Origin of the sequence: Mobilicoccus pelagius NBRC 104925 (genome assembly GCF_000247995.1) — a bacterium.
Taxonomy (GTDB): Bacteria; Actinomycetota; Actinomycetes; order Actinomycetales; family Dermatophilaceae; genus Mobilicoccus; species Mobilicoccus pelagius.
The window spans coordinates 40,200-59,260 of record NZ_BAFE01000001.1; the positions used below are offsets into that span (position 1 = coordinate 40,200).

Sequence of the window (19,061 nt, forward strand, 5' to 3'; positions counted from 1 at the left end):
CACGGAAGATCACGACCGTGCCGGATCCACCGCCGACGATGCCGGAGTCCGCCATGTCAGACACGCACGACCTCACCCACGCCGGGTTCGACACCCTCGCCGTCCACGGTGCACGCGAAGACCTCGCGTCGCTCGGACTGCACGTCCCCTCCATCGACCTGTCGAGCACGTCGCCCCTGCCCGACGTCGAGTCCGGTGGTGACTCCTACGAGAACCTCGCGACCGGCGGCACCCTCGAGGAGGGTCACTCGGCCGTCTACCAGCGCCTGTGGAACCCCACCGTCGCCCGCATGGAGGAGGCCGTCGCCTCCCTCGAGGGCACCGAACAGGCCGTGTCCTTCGGCTCCGGCATGGCAGCCCTCTCGGCCGTGCTCCTCGCCTGCGTGCAGGAGGGCAAGCCGAACATCGTCGCCGTCCGCCCCCTCTACGGCGGCACCGACCACGTCCTCGCCACCGGGATGCTCGGCACGAAGGTCACGTGGGCCACGGCCGACGAGGTGGGCACGTCGATCACGGACGAGACCGGCCTGATCATCGTCGAGTCGCCCGGCAACCCGACCCTCGAACTCGTCGACATCGCCGACGTCGTCCGCCAGGCCGGCGACGTGCCGGTGATGGTCGACAACACGTTCGCCACCCCGGTGCTCCAGCGGCCGCTCGAGTTCGGCGCGACGCTCGTCATGCACTCGGCGACGAAGTACCTCGGCGGTCACGGCGACGTCCTCGCCGGTCTCATCGCGACGAACGCGGAGTGGGCCGCGAAGATCCGCGGCGTCCGCGCCCTCACGGGCGGCATCCTCCACCCGCTGTCGGCGTACCTCATCCACCGTGGCCTGCAGACCCTCCCGATCCGTGTGCGGGCCCAGCAGGCCGGTGCGCAGGTCGTCGCCGAGTGGCTCACGACGCAGGAGGGTGTGGAGAAGGTCTACTACCCGGGCGTCGAGGGCGACGACCAGGCCGGGCTCCTCGGCCGTCAGATGTCGGGCCCCGGCGCGATCGTCGCGTTCGACATGGGCTCCTACGAGGAGGCGGCGAACATCGCGAACCACACGAAGCTCATCACGCACGCCGTCTCGCTCGGCGGTGTCGACTCGCTCATCCAGCACCCGGCCTCGCTCACGCACCGCCCCGTCGCGCCCGGGGCGCGTCCGGTGCCGGGCGTCCTGCGCCTCTCCGTCGGCCTGGAGGACCCGAAGGACCTCATCGCCGACCTCGAGCGGGCGATGCAGGCCTGACCACCCGGTCGCAGACACGACGACGCCGGGAGGGACTGCGTGTCCCCTCCCGGCGTCGTCATGTCACGCGGTCATCGCATGCGCGGTGCGGGACCCTGCGGCGATCGTCATGTGGCGACCGGCAGGCGCCGATCGTCACGGGGTGGGCATGCCACCGGCGACGGCGATCGTCGCGCCGACGACGTAGCTGCTCTCGGGCGAGGCGAGAAACACGTACGCGGGGGCGAGCTCGGTCGGCTGACCGGCACGGCCGAGCGGCGTGGCCTTGCCGAACTCCGGCAGGTTCTCGGTGAGCTGGCCACCGGAGGGCTGCAGCGGGGTCCAGATCGGGCCGGGCGCGACCGCGTTGACGCGGATGCCCTTCGGCGCGAGCTGCTGCGACAGGCTCTTCGTGAAGTTGTTGATCGAGGCCTTCGTCGACGCGTAGTCGACGAGCTGCTGCGACGGCGTGTAGGCCTCGACGGACGTCGTGTTGATGATCGTCGACCCCGGCTGCAGGTGCGGCAGCGCAGCCTTGACGACGCGGAACATCGCCATGATGTTGACGTCGAACGTGGCCTCGATCTGCTCGTCGTCGATGTCGGCGACGTCGGCGACGGCGACCTGCTTGCCACCGTTGTTGACGAGGATGTCGAGCCCGCCCAGGATCTCGACGGCCTTGGCGACGAGGTCACGGCAGAACTGCTTGTCGCGCAGGTCACCGGGGACGGTGCCGACGGTGCGGCCCTCGGCCTTGATGACCTCGGCGACCTTCTGCGCGTCCTCCTCCTCCTCGGGGAGGTAGGCGATGACGACGTCGGCGCCCTCGCGGGCGAACGCGATCGCCGTGGCGGCGCCGATGCCGGAGTCGCCGCCGGTGACGAGCGCCTTGCGGCCCGTCAGGCGGCCGGTGCCGCGGTAGGACTTCTCGCCCAGGTCGGCCTCGGGCGTCATGTCGGCGTCGAGGCCCGTGCCGGGCAGCGAGTCCTCGGGCGGCGTGATCGAGGGGTACCGGGAGACCGGGTCCTGGAACGTGAGCTGGTCGGTCATGGTGGTGTTGGTGTCCTCCGTAGCCATGCCCTGCCCTTACCCGGTCCTCGCCCTGCGCATGCCATGAGGTCGTCATGGGCGACAAGGGAATACGGCTCGGGGCATCGTCCGCCGCCCCTCGGGGAGGGGTGTCGGGGGCGAGGTGACCCGGCGTGTGCGGCCACGGCGGACGGCCGGGATCGGATCGTCGGTGGGGGCGCCTAGGGTGACGCCCATGTCGAGCACCCCGGACGCGCCTCCCCGCGAGCAGTGGGTGGCGCTCGTCGTGGGTCCGTCGGCCGCGCAGGCGTGGGGAGCCCCGCCGCGTCCTCGGGTGGCGTTCGTGGGCCCCGGCATCCGCGAGGTCGTCGACGTCGACGACGCGTCGGCACTCGCCGCACGTCTCGAGGAGGGACGCCCGCGGTGGGTGTGGTGGGCCGCGCTCTCGGCGGGGCGACTCCTCGTCGACGCGGAGGTACGTCCGGCTCGGGTGTGGGATGTCGCCGAGGCACACCGGCTCCTCGTCGGCGGGATGCGCGCCGATCCCGGGCTCGCGTGGGCCGCCGCGCACGGCCTCGACCCGGCCGGGCTCCCCGCCGCCCACCGCGGCGACCTCCTCGACCTCGCGGGCGCCGGGGACGAGGGCGGCGACGAGACCTCTCCGATTCGGCCCGACGGCTACCTGCGCGCCGACGCCGTCGCGGGCGAGTGGGCCGTCACCGACGAGCGCCTCCTCACCTGGGGCGAGGCCGCGCTCGCGTGCGCTCGCGCGCAGGAGGAGGCGGCGCGACGGGTGTCGCCGCGGCTCGTCACCACCGTGCACTCCGAGTCGGCCGCCGCGGCGCTCTGCGAGGAACTGCGCCACGACGGCCTTCCCGTCGACCGCGGCGCCCTCCTCGACATCGTCGGTCCCCTGTGCGGCCCGCCCGCCGCGCGCGACGCGGAGGTGCTGCGCCTCGTGCCCGACCGGGAGGACACCGACCTGCGCAACCCCGCCGCGGTGAAGGACATGCTGGCCTCCGTCGGCATCGACGTCCCTTCGACCCGCAAGCACGTCCTCGCCGACTACGCCGCCGTCCACCCCGTCGTCCCCGCGCTCCTGCAATGGCGCGTCGCCGAACGCATCGCGACGACCTACGGTCTCGCGTGGATCGAGGAGCACATCGGCCCCGACGACCGTCTCCGCGGCGAGTGGCGCCCCTGCGACGGCGGCGCAGGGCGCATGACCGCCGCGAGCGGCCTGCACAACCTGCCCGCGATGCTCCGCCCGGCCGTCGCCGCGGGCCCCGGGCACGTGTTCGTGCGCGCCGACCTCGGGCAGATCGAGCCGCGGGTCCTCGCCGTCGTCTCCGGCGACGCGGCGTTCGTGCAGGCCACGCAGGCCGACGACCTCTACGCGCCCGTCGCCGCCCGCCTCGGGGTCGAGCGGGCGCACGCGAAGGTCGCGGTGCTCTCGGCGATGTACGGCGGCCGTGCGGGGGCCGCGTCCGCCGCGCTCGCCGGGTTGCAGCGGGAGTACCCCGTCGCCGTCGCCCACCTCGAACGGGCCTACGACGCGGGGGTGCGGGGCGAGGCGATCCGCACGTACGGCGGGCGCCTGCTGCCCACGGGCCGGATGCTCGGCCCCGACCGACGCCCCGGGGAGAATCCCGAACTCGACGCCGCACGAGGCCGATTCGCGCGCAACGCGATCATCCAAGGCGCAGCGGCGGAGCTGTTCAAGGCGTGGGCCGCGACCGTACGGGCCACGACGCGCGACCTCGGCGCGCGGATCGTCCTCTGCCTGCACGACGAACTCCTCGTCCACGTCCCCGCCGACCACGGCGAGGAGACCGCCGCCCGCGTCGACCGCGCCCTCCTCGACGCCACCCGCCGCTGGACCGGCGGCAGCCCCGCCCGGTTCGTCAGCGACACCCAGATCGTCGCCCGCTGGTCGGAGGCGAAGGAGTAACCGCCCCCGCACCCGTGACGCCGCCCGCGGCGATGTGAGGATGACCGCGAGACGGTCGGTACCGACCGCGACGACGGCACGAGGAGGACGGTCATGGGTGTGCGGGTGACCGCGATCGGGATCCACCCGGTGAAGAGCACGGCGATCCGGCGCGTGGCGCGGGCCGAGGTCACCGCCGCCGGGCTGCGGGGCGACCGCGAGTGGATGGTCGTCGACGACTCCGGCGAGATGGTCTCCGCCCGCCAGGAGCCGAGGCTGTTCACGGTCTGCGCAAGCACCCCCGCGACGGGCGACACCGCCGCCGACCTGCGCCTCGAGGCACCGGGCGTGGCCCCCCTCGACGTCGCCTACTCGGATGAGGGCGACCGCGACGTGCGGCTGTTCCGTCGGACCCACCTCGTCGGACGCCCCGCGGGTGAGGCCGCCGACGCATGGCTGCAGCGGGCCCTCGGCCGTGACGACCTCCACCTCGTCCGCTGCGCCGAGCCGCAACCGCGGCGCTCGAGGAGCGGGGTGGAGCGCATGGCGACGTTTCAGGACGGTTACCCGGTGACGCTCCTGTCGGAGGAGTCCGTCGTGCAGGTGGACGCGTGGGCGGCCGAGGCGGCCCGGGCCCGCGGGGAGGAGCCGGTCCACGTCGACGCCCGCCGCTTCCGCCCCAACGTCCTCGTGAGCGGCGCCGAGGCCGCGTTCGCCGAGGACGACTGGGAGCGCATGCGCATCGGTGACGTCGTCCTGCGCCGCGCCTCCCTCGTCGCCCGCTGTGTGATGACGACGATCGACCCCGACGACCTCGGCCGCGGCAAGGACCCCATCCGCACCCTCGCCGCCCACCGCCGCTGGGACGGCAGCACGTGGCTCGCGGTCAACCTCGTGCCCGAGCAGGACGGCGTGATCGCCGTCGGCGACGACGTCGAACCCCTCTGACCCTTCCGCGACCGAACGGCGGTCAGGCCGAGGCGTGGTCGCGTTCGAGGTCGAGGAGGGCGCGCTTGCGTTCGACACCGCCCGCGTAGCCGGTGAGATCACCGTTCGCACCGACGACGCGGTGGCACGGCACGACGACGCTGATGGGGTTGCGGCCCACCGCGGCCCCGACCGCCCGCGAGGCGCCCGGCTGCCCGACCTCCGCGGCGAGGGTCGCGTAGCTGCGCGTCTGCCCGTACGGGATCCGGGCGAGCGCGGCCCACACGCCTCGCTGGAAGGCGGTGCCGACCGGGGCGAGCGGCAGGTCGAAGGCCGTGCGCTCGCCGGCGAAGTACTCCCCGAGCTGTCGACGGGCCTCCGAGAACGGGGCCGCGTCATCGTCCCGGGCGCCGAACGTCGCCACGTCGGGCCGGTGCTTCTGGCCGTCGAGGTACACCCCGACGAGATGCGTGCCGTCGGAGACGAGCGTGACCTCGCCGACGGGGGTGTCGACGCTGCTGTGGATCCGCGGCCCGGGCGACCCGTGGGTCCTGGGGCGGCGGGGAGCGTCCGGCGGGGTCGTCATGACCCCGAGTATCGCCCCCGCCCGCGGGTCAGCGACGCCGCACGGTGCCCCGGCCGAGCAGCGCACAGGCGTCGTCGACGGCGGCGCGCGCCCACTGGCCGACGCCGATGAGCGTCGCCGAGGCCGGGCCCGCCCAGTCGCCGTAGCCGACGAGGTAGAGGCCGGGGACGCCCTCGACGCGCGGGCCGTCGGTGACGACGTGGCCGCTCTCCCGGGGTAGGTCGAGGCCGTCGAGGTGTCGCAACGCCGGCCGGAACCCCGTGCACCAGACGAGGTCGTCGAACTCCCGCGTCGTCCCGTCGGCCCACACCGCCCCGGTGCGGGTGAGCCGCTGGGGCATCGGCAGACGTCGCAGTGCACCGGTGTCGCGCGCCTCACGCACCGGCGGGACGACGACGATGTCGCCGAGACCACCGACCCCGCGTGCCCCCTCCTCGCCCCGTACGCGTGCGCTCGCGAGGCGGAAGAGTTCGCGACCGTCGACGTCGTCGGGCAGGTACCGGGGCTCGTCGAGCGTGCACCAGAGGATCTCGGGCACGGCCGGGTCCAGCGCGAGGTCCGCGGCGATCTGAGCCCCGGAGTTCGCGCCCCCGACGACCATGACGCGGCGCCCCTCGTGCGCGGCCGGCGAGACGTAGCGGGAGCAGTGGAGCTGCCGGCCGAGGAACGTCGACCGACCGTCGATCGCGGGCACGAACGGCCGCGACCACGTGCCCGTCGCACTCACGACCACCGGCGCCCGCCACGTGCGCGTCTCGTGGGCGCCGTCGACCCCCACGACCACGAATCCGCCCGCCGCCTGCCGCACCTCGGTGACGTGCACCGGACGTTCGACGGGGATCTCGTACCGCTCCTCGTAACGCCGCAGGTAGTCGACGACGTGCGCGGCGTCGGGATTCCCGCCGCGCGACGGAGGCATCTGCCACCCCGGCAGCGAGGAGAACTCCGCCGGGGAGAACAACCGCAACGACTCCCACGTGTGCGTCCACGCCCCACCGGGCTCCGGCGCGTCGTCGAGGACGACGTACTCGAGCCCCGCCCGCCGCAGATAGAACGCGGCCGCGAGTCCCGCCTGACCACCACCGATGACGACGACGTCCATCGCCCCATCCTGGCACCCCGCGCCGGGCGACGGCAGGGGGTCGCCGACCTCGCCGCACGACGTCTCGGCGGCACCCGGAAACGCATGGCTCGCCGCAATCCCCCTCATGGCGTCCTGACAGGTCCGACGTCGACCCTCGAGGTGTCGGGTCGGAACCGCTCCGACACCCCACGACGGGAGGACCACCGATGACCACCAGGACGAAGATCGCGATGGGCGCAGCCGCTCTCGTGAGCACCGGATCCCTCGCCTTCGCGGGGGCGACCCTCGCCTCCGCCGACACCCCCACCCCGGGCGCCGGCTCCGGCACCACCGCGACGACCGACACGGCCACCACCCCGCCGGACCGTTGCGGACCCGGCGGCGGCTCGCAGGGCGGGCAGCAGCAGGACGACGGGCCGGGTGCGCAGCAGCAGGGCGGGGCGCAGGGCGCGGCGCCGTCGGGTGCCTCGTCGCGCGTGCCCTCCGCGGGGACGAGTCCGACGGACGTCCCGGCCCCTGCGGCGGCCACGACCTCACAGGCCGCGTGAGCGCCGGACGGCCGGGTGCACCACGGAGACGCACCCGGCCGGCCGTGTGGCGTGGCTCATGTCTCCGAGGCCGTCCTGGCCGATCCGCCTGCGGTGACGGGTTTTTCGGAGAGAGGTGTGGGCGGACGTCCTGGTCTTGCGTCCCAGTCGACCGACTAGATGATGCATCACTGTCATACTGGGGGAATGACGGATTCACCGTGGCTGGATGATCGGAGCCAGCGCGTGTGGCGCCGGTGGCTCACCGTGACCGGCGCCCTGCCCGGTGCGCTGGGCGCACAGCTCCAGGCCGACTCGCGCCTCTCGACCGCGGACTTCTCCGTCCTCGTGCAGCTCAGTGAGGCCGAGGGGGAGCGGTACCGCATCGCCGAGCTGGCCGACGCCCTCCAGTGGGAACGCAGTCGCCTCTCCCACCAGCTCACCCGCATGGAGAAGCGCGGGCTCGTCCGGCGCGAGGAGTGCACCCACGACGGACGCGGCGCGTTCGCCGTGCTCACCGACGAGGGTCGCGACCGCCTCGTGCAGGCCGCGCCCGGTCACGCCCGCCTCGTCCGCGGCATCTTCTTCGACGACATCCCCGCCGAGGATCTCGACGCGTTCGAGCGCGTCCTCACCCGCCTCGACGAACGCATCGCCGCCGCCGCGGCGCCCGCGTCGGACTGAGCGTCCGGACACCTCCTCGGTGGCTCGGCCACCGACGAACCCCCTGAACCCCAGGGACTCTCGTGCGTGTGATGCCCTGAGATGCTCGTCGTCGAAGGGTTGTCGCCGACGACGCCTAGTCTCGGAGCAGATCCCACCGATGAGGTGAACGGCGCCGTTCACGCAGCGGTGGGGCCGGGCGTCGTCGGGCGCCCGTGACCCGGGCACGAGGAGGGCGACATGGCACTGCACCTGCATCGCGGGGTCGACACCGCGGCGCTCGCGGCCGGTCTCGCCGGGATGCTCGCCGAGCCGTTGCCCGACCCGCTCGTGCAGGAGTTCGTCGTCGTGCCCGCCAAGGGCATCGAACGCTGGCTCACCCAGCAGCTGTCCCACCGCCTCGGTACGACCGGCACCACCGCGTTCGGTGCCGACGGGGTGTGCGCAGGCGTGCGGTTCGTCTCGCCCGCCTCCCTCGTGGCACTCCTCACCGGTCGCCGCTCGACGTTCTCCGGCCGCGGGGCCGACGACCCGTGGTCCCTCGACCGGCTCACGTGGGCGGTCCTCGACGTCCTCGACACCCACCTCGACGAGCCGTGGCTGCGCACCGTCGCCCGGCACCTCGGCCGCGGCAAGGAGGGGCTCGAGGCGGAGCTGCGCCTCGGCCGCCGGTACGCCGTCGCCCGGCACCTCGCCGGTCTCCTCGCCGACTACGCCCTCCAGCGCCCCGAGCTCCTCGCCGCATGGCGCCGGGGCGAACTCACCGGCACCGAGGGCGACCTCGACTGGCAGGCGCCGCTGTGGCGGCACGTCGTCGAGCGCATCACCGAGGCCCCCGCGACCTCGGACGACGCCGTCGGCCCCGCCCTCGGTGGGGATCTCGACCCGGTGACCCCGCCCGACGTCCGCCACGCCGCGGTCGTCGCGGCGTTGCGCGAGGGCTCCGTCGAGCTCGACCTGCCCCCGCGTCTCTCGATGTTCGGGCACACGCGCCTCGCGAGCACCGAGATCGACCTCCTCGCCGCGCTCGCCACGCACCGCGACGTGCACCTGTGGCTGCCGCAGGCCTCTCCCGTCGCGTGGGACCGCCTCACCGACGTCGTCGCGGACGGACCGATCCGCCGGGCCGACGACGCCTCGGTCCGGCACGTCCGGCACCCGCTCCTCGCCTCCCTCGGCCGCGACGCCCGCGAGTTGCAACGCAGCCTCGTCGGGTGCGGGGCGATCGACCACGGACCCGTCGAGTCCGCCGACCCCGTCGACCCCAGAGGGCGCGACCGTCGGGGCGACACCCTCCTCGCCTGGTTGCAGGAGGACCTCGCCGACGACCACCCCGCCGACGCCGCACGTCGCCGCGCTCGGGTGATCGACCCGCGCGACGACTCGATCGGCATCCACGCCTGTCACGGTCCCGCCCGCCAGGTGGAGGTGCTCCGCGACGTCCTCACCGGACTCCTCGAGGACGACCCCACCCTCGAACCCCGCGACATCCTCGTCATGGTCCCCGACATCGAGGAGTACGCACCCCTCTTCGCCGCCGCGTTCGGACTCGGCGACGAGGCGGGCGAGTTCGCCCACCCCGCCCACGGATTCCGCGTCCGCCTCGCGGACCGCTCCCTGGTCGCGACCAACCCCCTCTTCCACGTCACCCTCGCCCTGCTCGACCTCGCGGCCGGCCGCGTCACCGTCTCGCAGATGCTCGACCTCGCGACCCACCCGGCCGTCGCCCGCCGTTTCCGTTTCGACGACGACGCCGTCGAGAAGATCGAGGCGTGGATCGAGCAGGCCGGCATCCGGTGGGGCCTCGACGCCGCCCACCGCGAGACCTACCGCCTCGCCGCGTTCGACCAGAACACGTGGCGCGCCGGCCTCGACCGGCTGCTCCTCGGCGTCGCGATGGCCGACGGCGTCACGACGCACGGCGACGCCGGGGACACCGGGTTCGGCGACCGCAACCACCTCGGCCCGGTCCTGCCCGTCGACGACGTCGGCTCCGGCGACATCGACCTCGTCGGTCGTTTCACCGAGTTCACCGATCGCGTCGCGGCCGTCCTCGACGCCGTCCGCGCCGCCGACGGCGTCCACGAGTGGATGGCGGCCCTGCGCGGCGGGGTCGCCGCCCTCACCTCCGTCGCCACCGCCGACGAGTGGCAACAGGCCCAGCTCGACCGGGAGCTCGTCTCCGTGGCCGACTCCGCCCGCACCGACACCCACATGCGCCTCGCCGACGTACGGCGTCTCCTCGAACGTCGCCTCGGGGGCCGCCCCACCCGCGCGAACTTCCGCACCGGCACCCTCACCGTCTGCACGATGGTGCCGATGCGCTCGGTGCCGCACCGGGTCGTCGCCCTCGTCGGACTCGACGACGGCGCATTCCCCCGCGCCGAGACCCTCGACGGCGACGACGTCCTCCTCCGCGACCCCCGCACCGGCGAACGCGACCGCCGCAGCGAGGACCGCCAGCTCCTCCTCGACGCCCTCATGGCCGCGCGGGAACACCTCGTCCTCACGTACGGCGGCGCGAGCGACGTCGACGGCTCCACCCGGCCCCCGGCCGTGCCCGTCGGTGAACTCCTCGACACCATCTCCGGCCTCGCCGACGACGTGACGAGGGACGACGGCACCCCTCGCGTGCTCCACGCCCACCCGCTCCAGCCGTTCGACCCCGCTCTCCTCGACGCCGACGCCCCGTTCACGTTCGACCGGGCCGCGTTCGAGGGCGCCCTGGCGCTCGCCGCGCACCGCACCCCGCGCGACCCGTTCCTCACCGGCCCGCTGCCCACCGGTCCCGACGCCGGCGGCGACGTCGCCCTCGACGACCTCCAGGCCTTCTTCGCCAACCCGGCGCGCGCGTTCCTCCGGGAACGTCTCGACGTCCAACCGCTCCGCGACGAGGAGTCCGACCTCGACGCGATCCCCGTCGAGCTCGACGGGCTCGGCACGTGGGGCGTCGGCGACCGGATCCTCCACGACGCCCTCGCCGGCGTGCATCCCGACAACGCGGTGCGCGCCGAGGCCTCCCGTGGCCTCGTGCCCCCGGCCAAGCTCGGGGAGCGGGCCGTCACCGGCGTCGTCGGCGTCGTCCACGCACTCATGGCGGCCGCCGCCCCCGTCCGCGTCGGCGAGGCCCGCGCGGTCGACCTCACCGCCGTCCTCCCCGGCGGTCGCCGACTCACCGGCACCGTCACCGGGGTGCACGGCACCGACGTCCTCACGGTCTCCTACTCGGCCCTCTCGGCGAAGTCCCGCATCCGCGCCTGGATCGACCTCCTCGCGCTCACCGTCGCCCACCCCGAGGGGCCCTGGGTCGCCCACGTCGTCGCCCGGCAACGCGGCGGCGCCGTGCATCGTGTGTGGGGACCGTTGCCGCCGACCGCGGCCGCGCAGTGGCTCGCCGACCTCGTCGACGTGCGCGACCGGGGTCTCTGCGAACCGATCCCGTTGCCGCCCAAGGCGTCCCTCGCCTACGCCGAGGCCGCCTCCCGCCGCCGCGACGTCGAGGCCGACGATCCCCATGCGGGGCGCGACACGACCGCGCCCGTCGACGCCGCCCGCCGCGCCTGGGAGACCGACCGCAAGCGCGGCGCCTTCCCCGGCGAACACGCCGACCCCTCCTTCGCCCGCATCCACAGCGACGGCGCCCCCCTCGAGGTGCTCTTCGCCGGGTCCGGCCCCGACGAGACGTGGAACGACGAACCCACCCGATTCGGCCGCTACGCCGTCCGCGTGTGGCAGCCCGAGATCACGAACGGCAGGCGGGTGTGATGAGCGCGCACGACCACGAAGCGACGACCCCGGCGCACGACGTACCGTCCGCGGAGACGCCCCGACTCGAGACGTTCGACGTCCGCGCCCCCCTGCCCACCGGCACCGTCCTCCTCGAGGCGAGCGCGGGCACTGGCAAGACGTGGACGATCGGCGCGCTCGTCACCCGGTACGTCGCCGAGGGCGTGGCGACGCTCGAGGAGATGCTCGTCGTCACGTTCGGCCGCGCCGCGAGTCAGGAGCTGCGCGCCCGCGTCCGCGAGCACCTCGTCGACGCCGTGCGCGCCCTCGCCGATCCGCCCCCGCCGGAGCGCCGCGACGCGCTCGTCGACCTCCTCCTCGACGCCGACGCCGCCGAGCTCGCCCTCCGCCGCGAACGCCTCGTCGCCGCCCTCGCGGGGTTCGACTCCGCGACGATCGCGACGACCCACGGCTTCTGCCAGATCGTCCTGCGCTCCCTCGGTGTCGCGGGCGACACCGAACGCGACGCCCAGCTCGTCGAGGACGTGAGCGACCTCCTGCGGGAGGTCGTCGACGACCTCTACCTGCGCGGATTCGCCCACGACGAGGCGACGCCCGTGTTCTCCCTCGCCGAGGCGCGGGCCATCGCGGCCGACGTCGTCGAGAACCCCCAGGCCCGCATCGAACCGTCCGACCCGCCCGCGGGGTCCCCGGCGGCGCGTCGCGTCGGGTTCGCCCGCGCCGTGCGCGACGAGATGGCGCTGCGCATGCGTCGGGGCGGCCTCCTCGGGTACGACGACCTCCTCACCCGCCTCGCCGCCGAGCTCGCCGACGAGGACTCCCCGGCCGCCGCCCGCATGCGGAGCCGGTGGCGCATCGTCCTCGTCGACGAGTTCCAGGACACCGACCCCGTCCAGTGGGCCGTGCTCGACCGGGCGTTCTCCGGCCACTCGACCCTCGTCCTCATCGGCGACCCCAAGCAGGCGATCTACGCCTTCCGCGGCGGCGACGTCGTCACGTACCTCGACGCGGCCCGCACCGCCGACGTCCGCCGCACCCTCGGCTGCAACCACCGCACCGACGACGCACTCCTCGCGCCCCTCCAGGTCGTCCTCGAGGGGGCGCAGCTCGGCGAGGCGGGCATCGTCGTGCGTCCCGTCTCGGCCGCCCACGAGGGGTCGCGAATCTCCGGCGCGCCGTCCGACGCGCCCTTCCGCGTGCGGGTGCTCGACAGGTCCACCCTCACGTGGCGCTCCGACCGTCTGCCGCCGGTCGCGACGATGCGCAGCCGGGTCGCCACGGACGTCGCGGGCGAGATCGGCGCACTCCTCGCCTCGGGAGCGACGTTCGGCGAGGGCGAGCACGCCCGCCCCGTGCGCCCCGGCGACGTCGCCGTCCTCGCGCACACCTCCCGCCAGCTCCAGGCCGTGCGGGACGCGTTGCGGAAGGCCGGGATCCCCGCCGTCCTCGCCGGCACGGGCAGCGTCCTCGAGACGCAGGCCGCGGCCGACTGGCTCACGCTCCTCGTCGCGATGGACGCCCCCCACCGCACCGGCCTCGTGCGGGCCGCTGCGCTCACCGACCTCCTCGGCTACTCCGCCGCCGACCTCGACGGCGGCGGCGACCGCCTCACCGACGCCCTCGCCGGGCGCATGCGTCGGTACGCCGACCTCTTCGCCACCCGGGGGCTCGCGGCCGTCATGGCGATGCTGGACGCGGAGGGGCTCTCCTCCCGGATGCTCTCGCTCCAGGGCGGCGAACGCGACCTCACCGACCTCCGCCATGTCGCGGAGATCCTCCACGAGGAGGCCCACGTCGGCCGCCTCGGACTCGTCGCGCTCATCGGGCGCCTCACCGACCTCCGCGAGGACGCCCGTCGCGCCGGCGGGTCGACGCGGCGCCGCCGTCTCGACAGCGACGCCGCGGCCGTGCAGCTCGTCACGATCCACGGCAGCAAGGGCCTCCAGTACGACGTGTGCTTCGTGCCCTACCTCTGGGACCGCTGGGTGCCCGAACCCGACCGGCCGACGTACCACCTGCCCCCCGACGCGCAGGGCCACCGCGCCCGCGCCGTCGACGTGGGCGGACGTCACCCCGGACGACGGGACGCGCTCGCCACCCACGCCGAGGAGGAGGCGGGCGAGTCCCTCCGTCTCGCCTACGTCGCGCTCACCCGCGCCCGCGCCCAGGTCGTCACCTGGTGGGCGCCGACGAAGAACACCGAGGGTGCGCCCCTGCACCGACTCCTCCTCGGCCGCGGCCCGGGGGAGGCCCAGGTACCCGACACCGTGCCCGTCGCCGACGACGTCACCACCGTCGCGACCCTGCGGCGGTGGGAGGCCGCAGGTGGGCCCGTCGTCGAACCCGCCCGACGCGAGGAGACGCCCGAGCCCGCACCGCCCACGCCGCCGGGCGAGCTCGCCGTCCGCACGTTCACGCGCACCATCGACCTCGCCTGGCGCCGCACGAGCTACAGCGCCCTCACCCGGGACGCGGGCGTCCACGCGCTCGGTGCCGTCGTCACGAGCGAACCCGAGGTCCTCGGCACCGACGACGAGGCCGACCTCCGCGTCGAGCAACCGCCCACGCTGCCCGGCGATCTCCCCTCGCCGATGACGGATCTGCCGCTCGGCACCCGGTTCGGCTCCCTCGTCCACGGCGTCCTCGAGGAGGCCGATCCGCAGGCCCCCGACCTGCGTGCGGAGTTCCTCGAACGCATCGCCGAGCTCCGCGTGCTCTGGCCGATCGAGCTCGACGCCGACGACCTCGCCGACGCGCTCGTCGCCGTCTGCGACTCCCCGCTCGGCCCCCTCGCCCCCGGAGCCACCCTCCGCGACATCGGCCGCGGCGAACGGCTCTGCGAGGTCGAGTTCGAACTGCCCCTCGGCGGGGGCGACGAGGCGGGTGCCGGAGGTGTCCCCGGGGACGTCGCCGACGTGCGCCTCGGGCAGATCGCCGCCCTCCTGCGCGCCCACCTGCCCGAGGACGACCCCATCCGCCCCTACGCCGACGAACTGGACCGCCCCGAGCTCGGCGGCCAGCTCCTCCGCGGCTACCTCACCGGCTCGCTCGATGTCGTCATGCGCGTCGACGGTCGCTACCTCGTCGCCGACTACAAGACGAACTGGCTCGGCCCCTTCGAGGAGCCCCTCACCGCCGCCGCGTACGTGCCCGACAACCTCGACGCGGCGATGCGGCACTCCGACTATCCGCTCCAGGCCCTCCTCTACGCCGTCGTCCTCCACCGCTACCTGCGGTGGCGCCTGCCCGGGTACGACCCCGAGCAGCACCTCGGCGGCGTGCTCTACCTCTACGTCCGCGGCATGTGCGGGCCGGAGACGCCCCTCGTCGACGGTCGGCCCTGCGGTGTGTTCTCGTGGCAGCCGCCCGCGGTGCTCGTCGAGGAGATCTCGGCCCTGCTCGACGGAGGAACCCGATGACGACCCCACCCGCCGACTCCCCGCTCGCGCGGCTCACGGCCCTCGCCGCCTCGCCCGTCGACGCCCGCGTCGCGCTCCGCGCGCCCGAGCCGCTCGCGACGTTCAACGCCGCCGGATACCTCCGCCCGGCCGACGTCCACGTCGCGACCCGCCTCGGCGCCCTCGCCGGCGAGACCGACCCGGACGTGTGGCTCGCGCTCGCCCTCCTCGTGCGCGTCGTCCGCGACGGGTCGACGTGCCTGCGTCTCGCCGAGGCCCACGAACTGGCCCCCGAGGTCGTCGACGACCCGACCGCCGACGACGACATCACCGGCACCCCCGGGGCTGCCGCCGAGGCCGGGACGACCGCCGACGGGATCGCTGGGGGTGCTGCGGCGGGCCCGGCCGGCGGCCTGCCCTGGCCCGAGCCGGTGCGGTGGGCGGTGGCCGTGGCGGCGAGTCCGCTCGTCGCGGCGGGGGTGCTCCGGTTCGAGGACGGACTGCTCTACCTCGACCGGTACTGGGCGGAGGAGCGCAGCGTCTGCGCCGACCTCCTCCTGCGTCGCCGTACGCATGTGCCCGCCGTCGACGCGACACTCCTCCGCCGCGGGCTCGACGAGGTGTTCCCCGACGCCGGGTACGCCGAGCAGCGCGAGGCCGCGGCGCGACTCGTCCACGCCGGCACCGGGGTCCTCACCGGCGGCCCCGGCAGCGGCAAGACGACGACGATCGCCGGGTTCCTCGCCGTCCTCGTCGACCAGCTCGACGACGGGACCGGCACCCCGCCCCGCATCGCTCTCACCGCACCGACGGGCAAGGCCGCCGCCCGACTCCAGGAGGCGGTCGCCGACGCCACCGCGCGGTTTCCCGAGCACGCCCGCGCACGCCTCGAGGGACTCGAGGCGTCGACGCTCCACCGCCTCCTCGGCTGGCGGCCGGGATCCCGTACCCGGTTCCGGCACGACCGGACGAACACCCTCCCGCACGACGTCGTCGTCGTCGACGAGTCGTCGATGCTCTCCCTCACGCTCACGGCGCGGCTCCTCGAGGCGCTGCGGCCGACGACGCGGCTCGTCCTCGTCGGTGACGCCGACCAGCTCGCCTCCGTCGACGCCGGTGCCGTCCTCGGCGACCTCGTCGGTGGCCTCGGTGGCGCCGACGACCTGGGCACCGGCGACACTCCCGTCGACACCGGTTCCGACGCGGGGTCGGCCGAGGCCGACCCCGGGGAGAGCGGCAGGGGCCGGGGGGTCGCGACGATCGTCCGGCTCACCGGGTCGCACCGGTACACGGGCGCGATCGGGGAGCTCGCCCGGGCCGTGCGTGACGGCGACGCCGACACCGTCCTCGACGTCCTGCGACGCGGGGAGGGGATGCGGCTCGTCGACGACGAGGACCCGGCGCCCGTCATTCGCCCGCAGCTCGTCTCCCACGCGGTCGCGGTGCGGGAGGCGGCCCGTGCCCGCGACGCCGAGGGGGCTCTCGCGGCGTTGGGGCGCCACCGCGTCCTGTGCGCGCACCGCTCCGGCCCGCACGGCGTGCGCACGTGGAACCGGCGCGTCGAGTCGTGGCTCACCGAGGAGACGGGCGACGCGCTCTACGACCTCATGTACGTCGGGCGGCCGCTGCTCGTCACGACGAACGACCACACCCTCGGCCTCTACAACGGCGACACGGGGGTCGTCCTCGCGCCCGACGAGGTGGGTGCGCCGCCGACGGCCGTGCTCGCCGCCGCGGGCGGGACGCTCGCGCTCGCCGCGACCCGTCTGTCGGACGTCGAGACGATGCACGCGATGACCGTCCACAAGGCGCAGGGCAGCGAGGCCGACGACATCACAGTGATCCTCCCGCCCGGGGACTCCGCCCTCCTCACGCGCGAACTCCTCTACACGGCGGTGACGCGCGCCCGTCGCTCGGTGACGCTCGTCGGCGACGAGGACACCGTGTGCGCCGCCCTCCACCGCCGCGCCAGGCGGGCGAGCGGCCTCGCCGCCCGCCTGGCCGCGGGGGTCAGGTGAGCGTGAGCGTGTTGGTCACGGTGACGAGGGTGAGGACGAGCGCCATGACGAGCCCGCCCAGGTAGGGGTTGCGGGTCCGCCGGTAGACGAGCCGATCGAGCACGGCCGCCGCGGGGAAGTACACGACGAGCGGGAACAGCCAGATCCCGATGATGTTCGACAGCGGCGGGGTGAGGAACGACTCCGTGAACGACAGGCCGTGGGTGTAGAACCACCCGTACTGCACCGCGAGTATGACGAGCACCGGCAGCACGTTGAGCAGCGCCAGGAGCGCGAGGTTGGTGCCGCGGCGGCGACCCTCGACGAAGTTGAACGAGTTGATCGCCACGGAGTTCACGACGTAGAACACCGCGAGGAACGGCAGGTAGCTCAGGGCGATGGGCAGCTTGTCGGCGTCGAACGCCTTCATCGTGAGCACCCACAGCCGGTAGTCGGTGTGGAACAGCCAGTTCGCGAGGAACACCGTGGCGTAGGCCCCCGCCACGGCGAGCACGGCCAGGAGGATCGTCCTGCCCGCGTCGCGCCAGGAGAGGACGAGGCCGCGTTCGCGCAGGCCCACCCCGGAGCGGCGGCCCGTGGCCCACCACGACAGGGCGAGCAGGAAGGCCGTGAACAGCCCCGTCGCAAGCGCCCAGCATCCGATGTAGAAGGACGGCGCCTGGTGCAGCCAGCCCGGGCGTGACGTCATCGCCCAGGGGAAGAGCACGAGGTAGCTCGCGATCGAGAACACGACCCCGGCGATCGCGGTGCCCCAGAACCAGCCGCGTGCGGCACCCCGGGGGGCGGGGAGTGGCCGTACGGGGCCTACGGCCCGCAGCGAGGCGAAGAACGGAGTCTCGAGCAGCACGAGCACGAGGTTGTAGAGAACGAGGGCGAACCCCACGAGGCCGAGCGCGTTGAACGCGGCCTTCCACTGCCAGGTCTGGTCGCCGGCCGGAAGGGGTCGAGGCGCACCCAGGGAGGCGTCGAAGAAGTCGACGACGTTGCCGACGACCTCCTTGGAGAAGTGGTTCCACGGGTGGATCTGGTCGGGGGTGTAGACGACCCGCATCCTGTCGCCGCTCCGGTAGAGGGTGCCGGCCTCCCGCTCCTCGCTCGGGGTGGTCCCGAAGGCGAGGAAGGACTGGGCCGTCGGCTGGTGGATGTAGTCCCGCGGAGGCGTCACTGTCCCGTCGGGTCGGCGCGTGCGGAAGAAGAACTCGTCGTACTGCGCGGCCACCACGCCTGCCGCGCGGTCGCCGTAGACGTCGGTGGGGCGGCCCGCATCGTCGACGTAGGTGGCGTCGTTCCCGACGAGGAGCACCGATCGGACGAGGTGGGTGGGTCGGGCGTTGTCGGCGCGCACGGCCAGGTCGGACGCACGGGCGCCGTTGGAGTGACCGGTGATCCCGATGCGGCCCGTGTCGACGTACGGCAGGGTGGAGACGAACTCGACGGCGTCGCTCATGCCGGTGGCAGCCGTCTGGTAGTCGTCGCCGACGAGGTCGTCGGAGTTGCCGTGCCCGTACATGTCGAGGGCGAGGACGACGTAGCCGCGCCGGGCGAGCTCGACGTAGTTGAGGTCCTGCATCTCCTTGGTGTTGTACCAGCCGTGCGTCGTCACGACGGCGGGCCTGCGGTCCTCCGGCGAGGCGCCCTCGGGCACGAGGAGGAGGCCGCTCAGGGTGCGGCCGCTGCCCGTCTGCCAGCGCATGTCGGTGATGTCGACGCGGCCCATGTCGGTCTGGACGAGGGAGGCGCCGACCATGCTGACGAGGCAGAGGAAGGCGCCGAGGAGGAGCCCCCGCCAGGGGTGCCCCCGCCCGGGGACGTCGTGGCGGGGGGTGGTGCTCAGGGTTCTGCGTCGAGCGGGCATCGGAGATCCTCGGGCTGTGGCGGGCCGCCGCCGAGGGCGGTTCGCGGAGCGGCGACGATGCCTTCGGGGAGCCCGACCTGAAC

Annotated in this window: 12 protein-coding genes; 8 read left to right on the top strand and 4 right to left on the bottom strand. The window is 74.3% G+C overall.

Going from position 1 to position 19,061, the window contains the following annotated elements:
- The first annotated feature begins 53 nt into the window (after positions 1-53).
- Positions 54-1,235 carry a trans-sulfuration enzyme family protein gene (locus MOPEL_RS00205; RefSeq protein ID WP_009480858.1) on the top strand — a complete coding sequence of 394 codons (1,182 nt, stop codon included), beginning with the start codon at positions 54-56 and terminating at the stop codon, positions 1,233-1,235.
- A 135-nt stretch (positions 1,236-1,370) separates the two neighbouring features.
- Here MOPEL_RS00205 and MOPEL_RS00210 read toward each other — a convergent pair whose 3' ends face one another.
- A complete protein-coding gene (locus MOPEL_RS00210) occupies positions 1,371-2,264 on the bottom strand; it encodes an SDR family oxidoreductase (protein ID WP_217994484.1) in 894 nt (297 codons plus the stop codon).
- A gap of 214 nt (positions 2,265-2,478) precedes the next feature.
- Between MOPEL_RS00210 and MOPEL_RS00215 the strand changes: the two genes are divergently transcribed.
- Both MOPEL_RS00215 and MOPEL_RS00220 read left to right on the top strand, forming a co-directional pair.
- A complete protein-coding gene (locus MOPEL_RS00215; protein WP_009480860.1) occupies positions 2,479-4,194 on the top strand; it encodes a DNA polymerase in 1,716 nt (571 codons plus the stop codon).
- Positions 4,195-4,287: 93 nt separating this feature from the next.
- Positions 4,288-5,121, top strand: a complete 834-nt coding sequence (locus tag MOPEL_RS00220) for an MOSC domain-containing protein (protein ID WP_009480861.1) — start codon at positions 4,288-4,290, stop codon at positions 5,119-5,121.
- 22 nt (positions 5,122-5,143) lie between these two features.
- On the opposite strand, the gene MOPEL_RS00225 is transcribed toward MOPEL_RS00220, so the two are convergent.
- Together MOPEL_RS00225 and MOPEL_RS00230 are read right to left on the bottom strand one after the other, a co-directional pair.
- Complete coding sequence (locus MOPEL_RS00225) at positions 5,144-5,686, bottom strand: methylated-DNA--[protein]-cysteine S-methyltransferase (protein WP_009480862.1); 543 nt, start codon at positions 5,684-5,686, stop codon at positions 5,144-5,146.
- A gap of 28 nt (positions 5,687-5,714) precedes the next feature.
- Positions 5,715-6,788: an ArsO family NAD(P)H-dependent flavin-containing monooxygenase gene (locus tag MOPEL_RS00230; RefSeq protein WP_009480863.1), complete on the bottom strand. Its 1,074-nt coding sequence runs from the start codon at positions 6,786-6,788 to the stop codon at positions 5,715-5,717.
- A 188-nt stretch (positions 6,789-6,976) separates the two neighbouring features.
- Here MOPEL_RS00230 and MOPEL_RS00235 point away from each other — a divergent pair, with 188 nt between their 5' ends.
- From MOPEL_RS00235 to recD, 5 genes are all read left to right on the top strand, one after another.
- Positions 6,977-7,318, top strand: coding sequence for a hypothetical protein (locus tag MOPEL_RS00235; protein ID WP_009480864.1), 342 nt, complete (start codon positions 6,977-6,979; stop codon positions 7,316-7,318).
- A gap of 186 nt (positions 7,319-7,504) precedes the next feature.
- Positions 7,505-7,981, top strand: coding sequence for a MarR family winged helix-turn-helix transcriptional regulator (locus tag MOPEL_RS00240; RefSeq protein WP_040632126.1), 477 nt, complete (start codon positions 7,505-7,507; stop codon positions 7,979-7,981).
- Positions 7,982-8,200: 219 nt separating this feature from the next.
- Positions 8,201-11,725 carry an exodeoxyribonuclease V subunit gamma gene (gene recC / locus MOPEL_RS00245; protein ID WP_009760493.1) on the top strand — a complete coding sequence of 1,175 codons (3,525 nt, stop codon included), beginning with the start codon at positions 8,201-8,203 and terminating at the stop codon, positions 11,723-11,725.
- Positions 11,725-15,126, top strand: a complete 3,402-nt coding sequence (locus MOPEL_RS00250; protein WP_009760494.1) for a UvrD-helicase domain-containing protein — start codon at positions 11,725-11,727, stop codon at positions 15,124-15,126. The genes recC and MOPEL_RS00250 overlap by 1 nt, the downstream gene beginning before the upstream one ends.
- Positions 15,123-17,123 carry an exodeoxyribonuclease V subunit alpha gene (recD, locus tag MOPEL_RS00255; RefSeq protein ID WP_009760495.1) on the top strand — a complete coding sequence of 667 codons (2,001 nt, stop codon included), beginning with the start codon at positions 15,123-15,125 and terminating at the stop codon, positions 17,121-17,123. Before MOPEL_RS00250 ends, recD begins: the two co-directional genes overlap by 4 nt.
- On the opposite strand, the gene MOPEL_RS00260 is transcribed toward recD, so the two are convergent.
- Positions 17,116-18,978 carry an alpha/beta hydrolase gene (locus MOPEL_RS00260; protein WP_009760496.1) on the bottom strand — a complete coding sequence of 621 codons (1,863 nt, stop codon included), beginning with the start codon at positions 18,976-18,978 and terminating at the stop codon, positions 17,116-17,118. The genes recD and MOPEL_RS00260 overlap by 8 nt on opposite strands.
- Between the last annotated feature and the right edge of the window lie 83 nt (positions 18,979-19,061).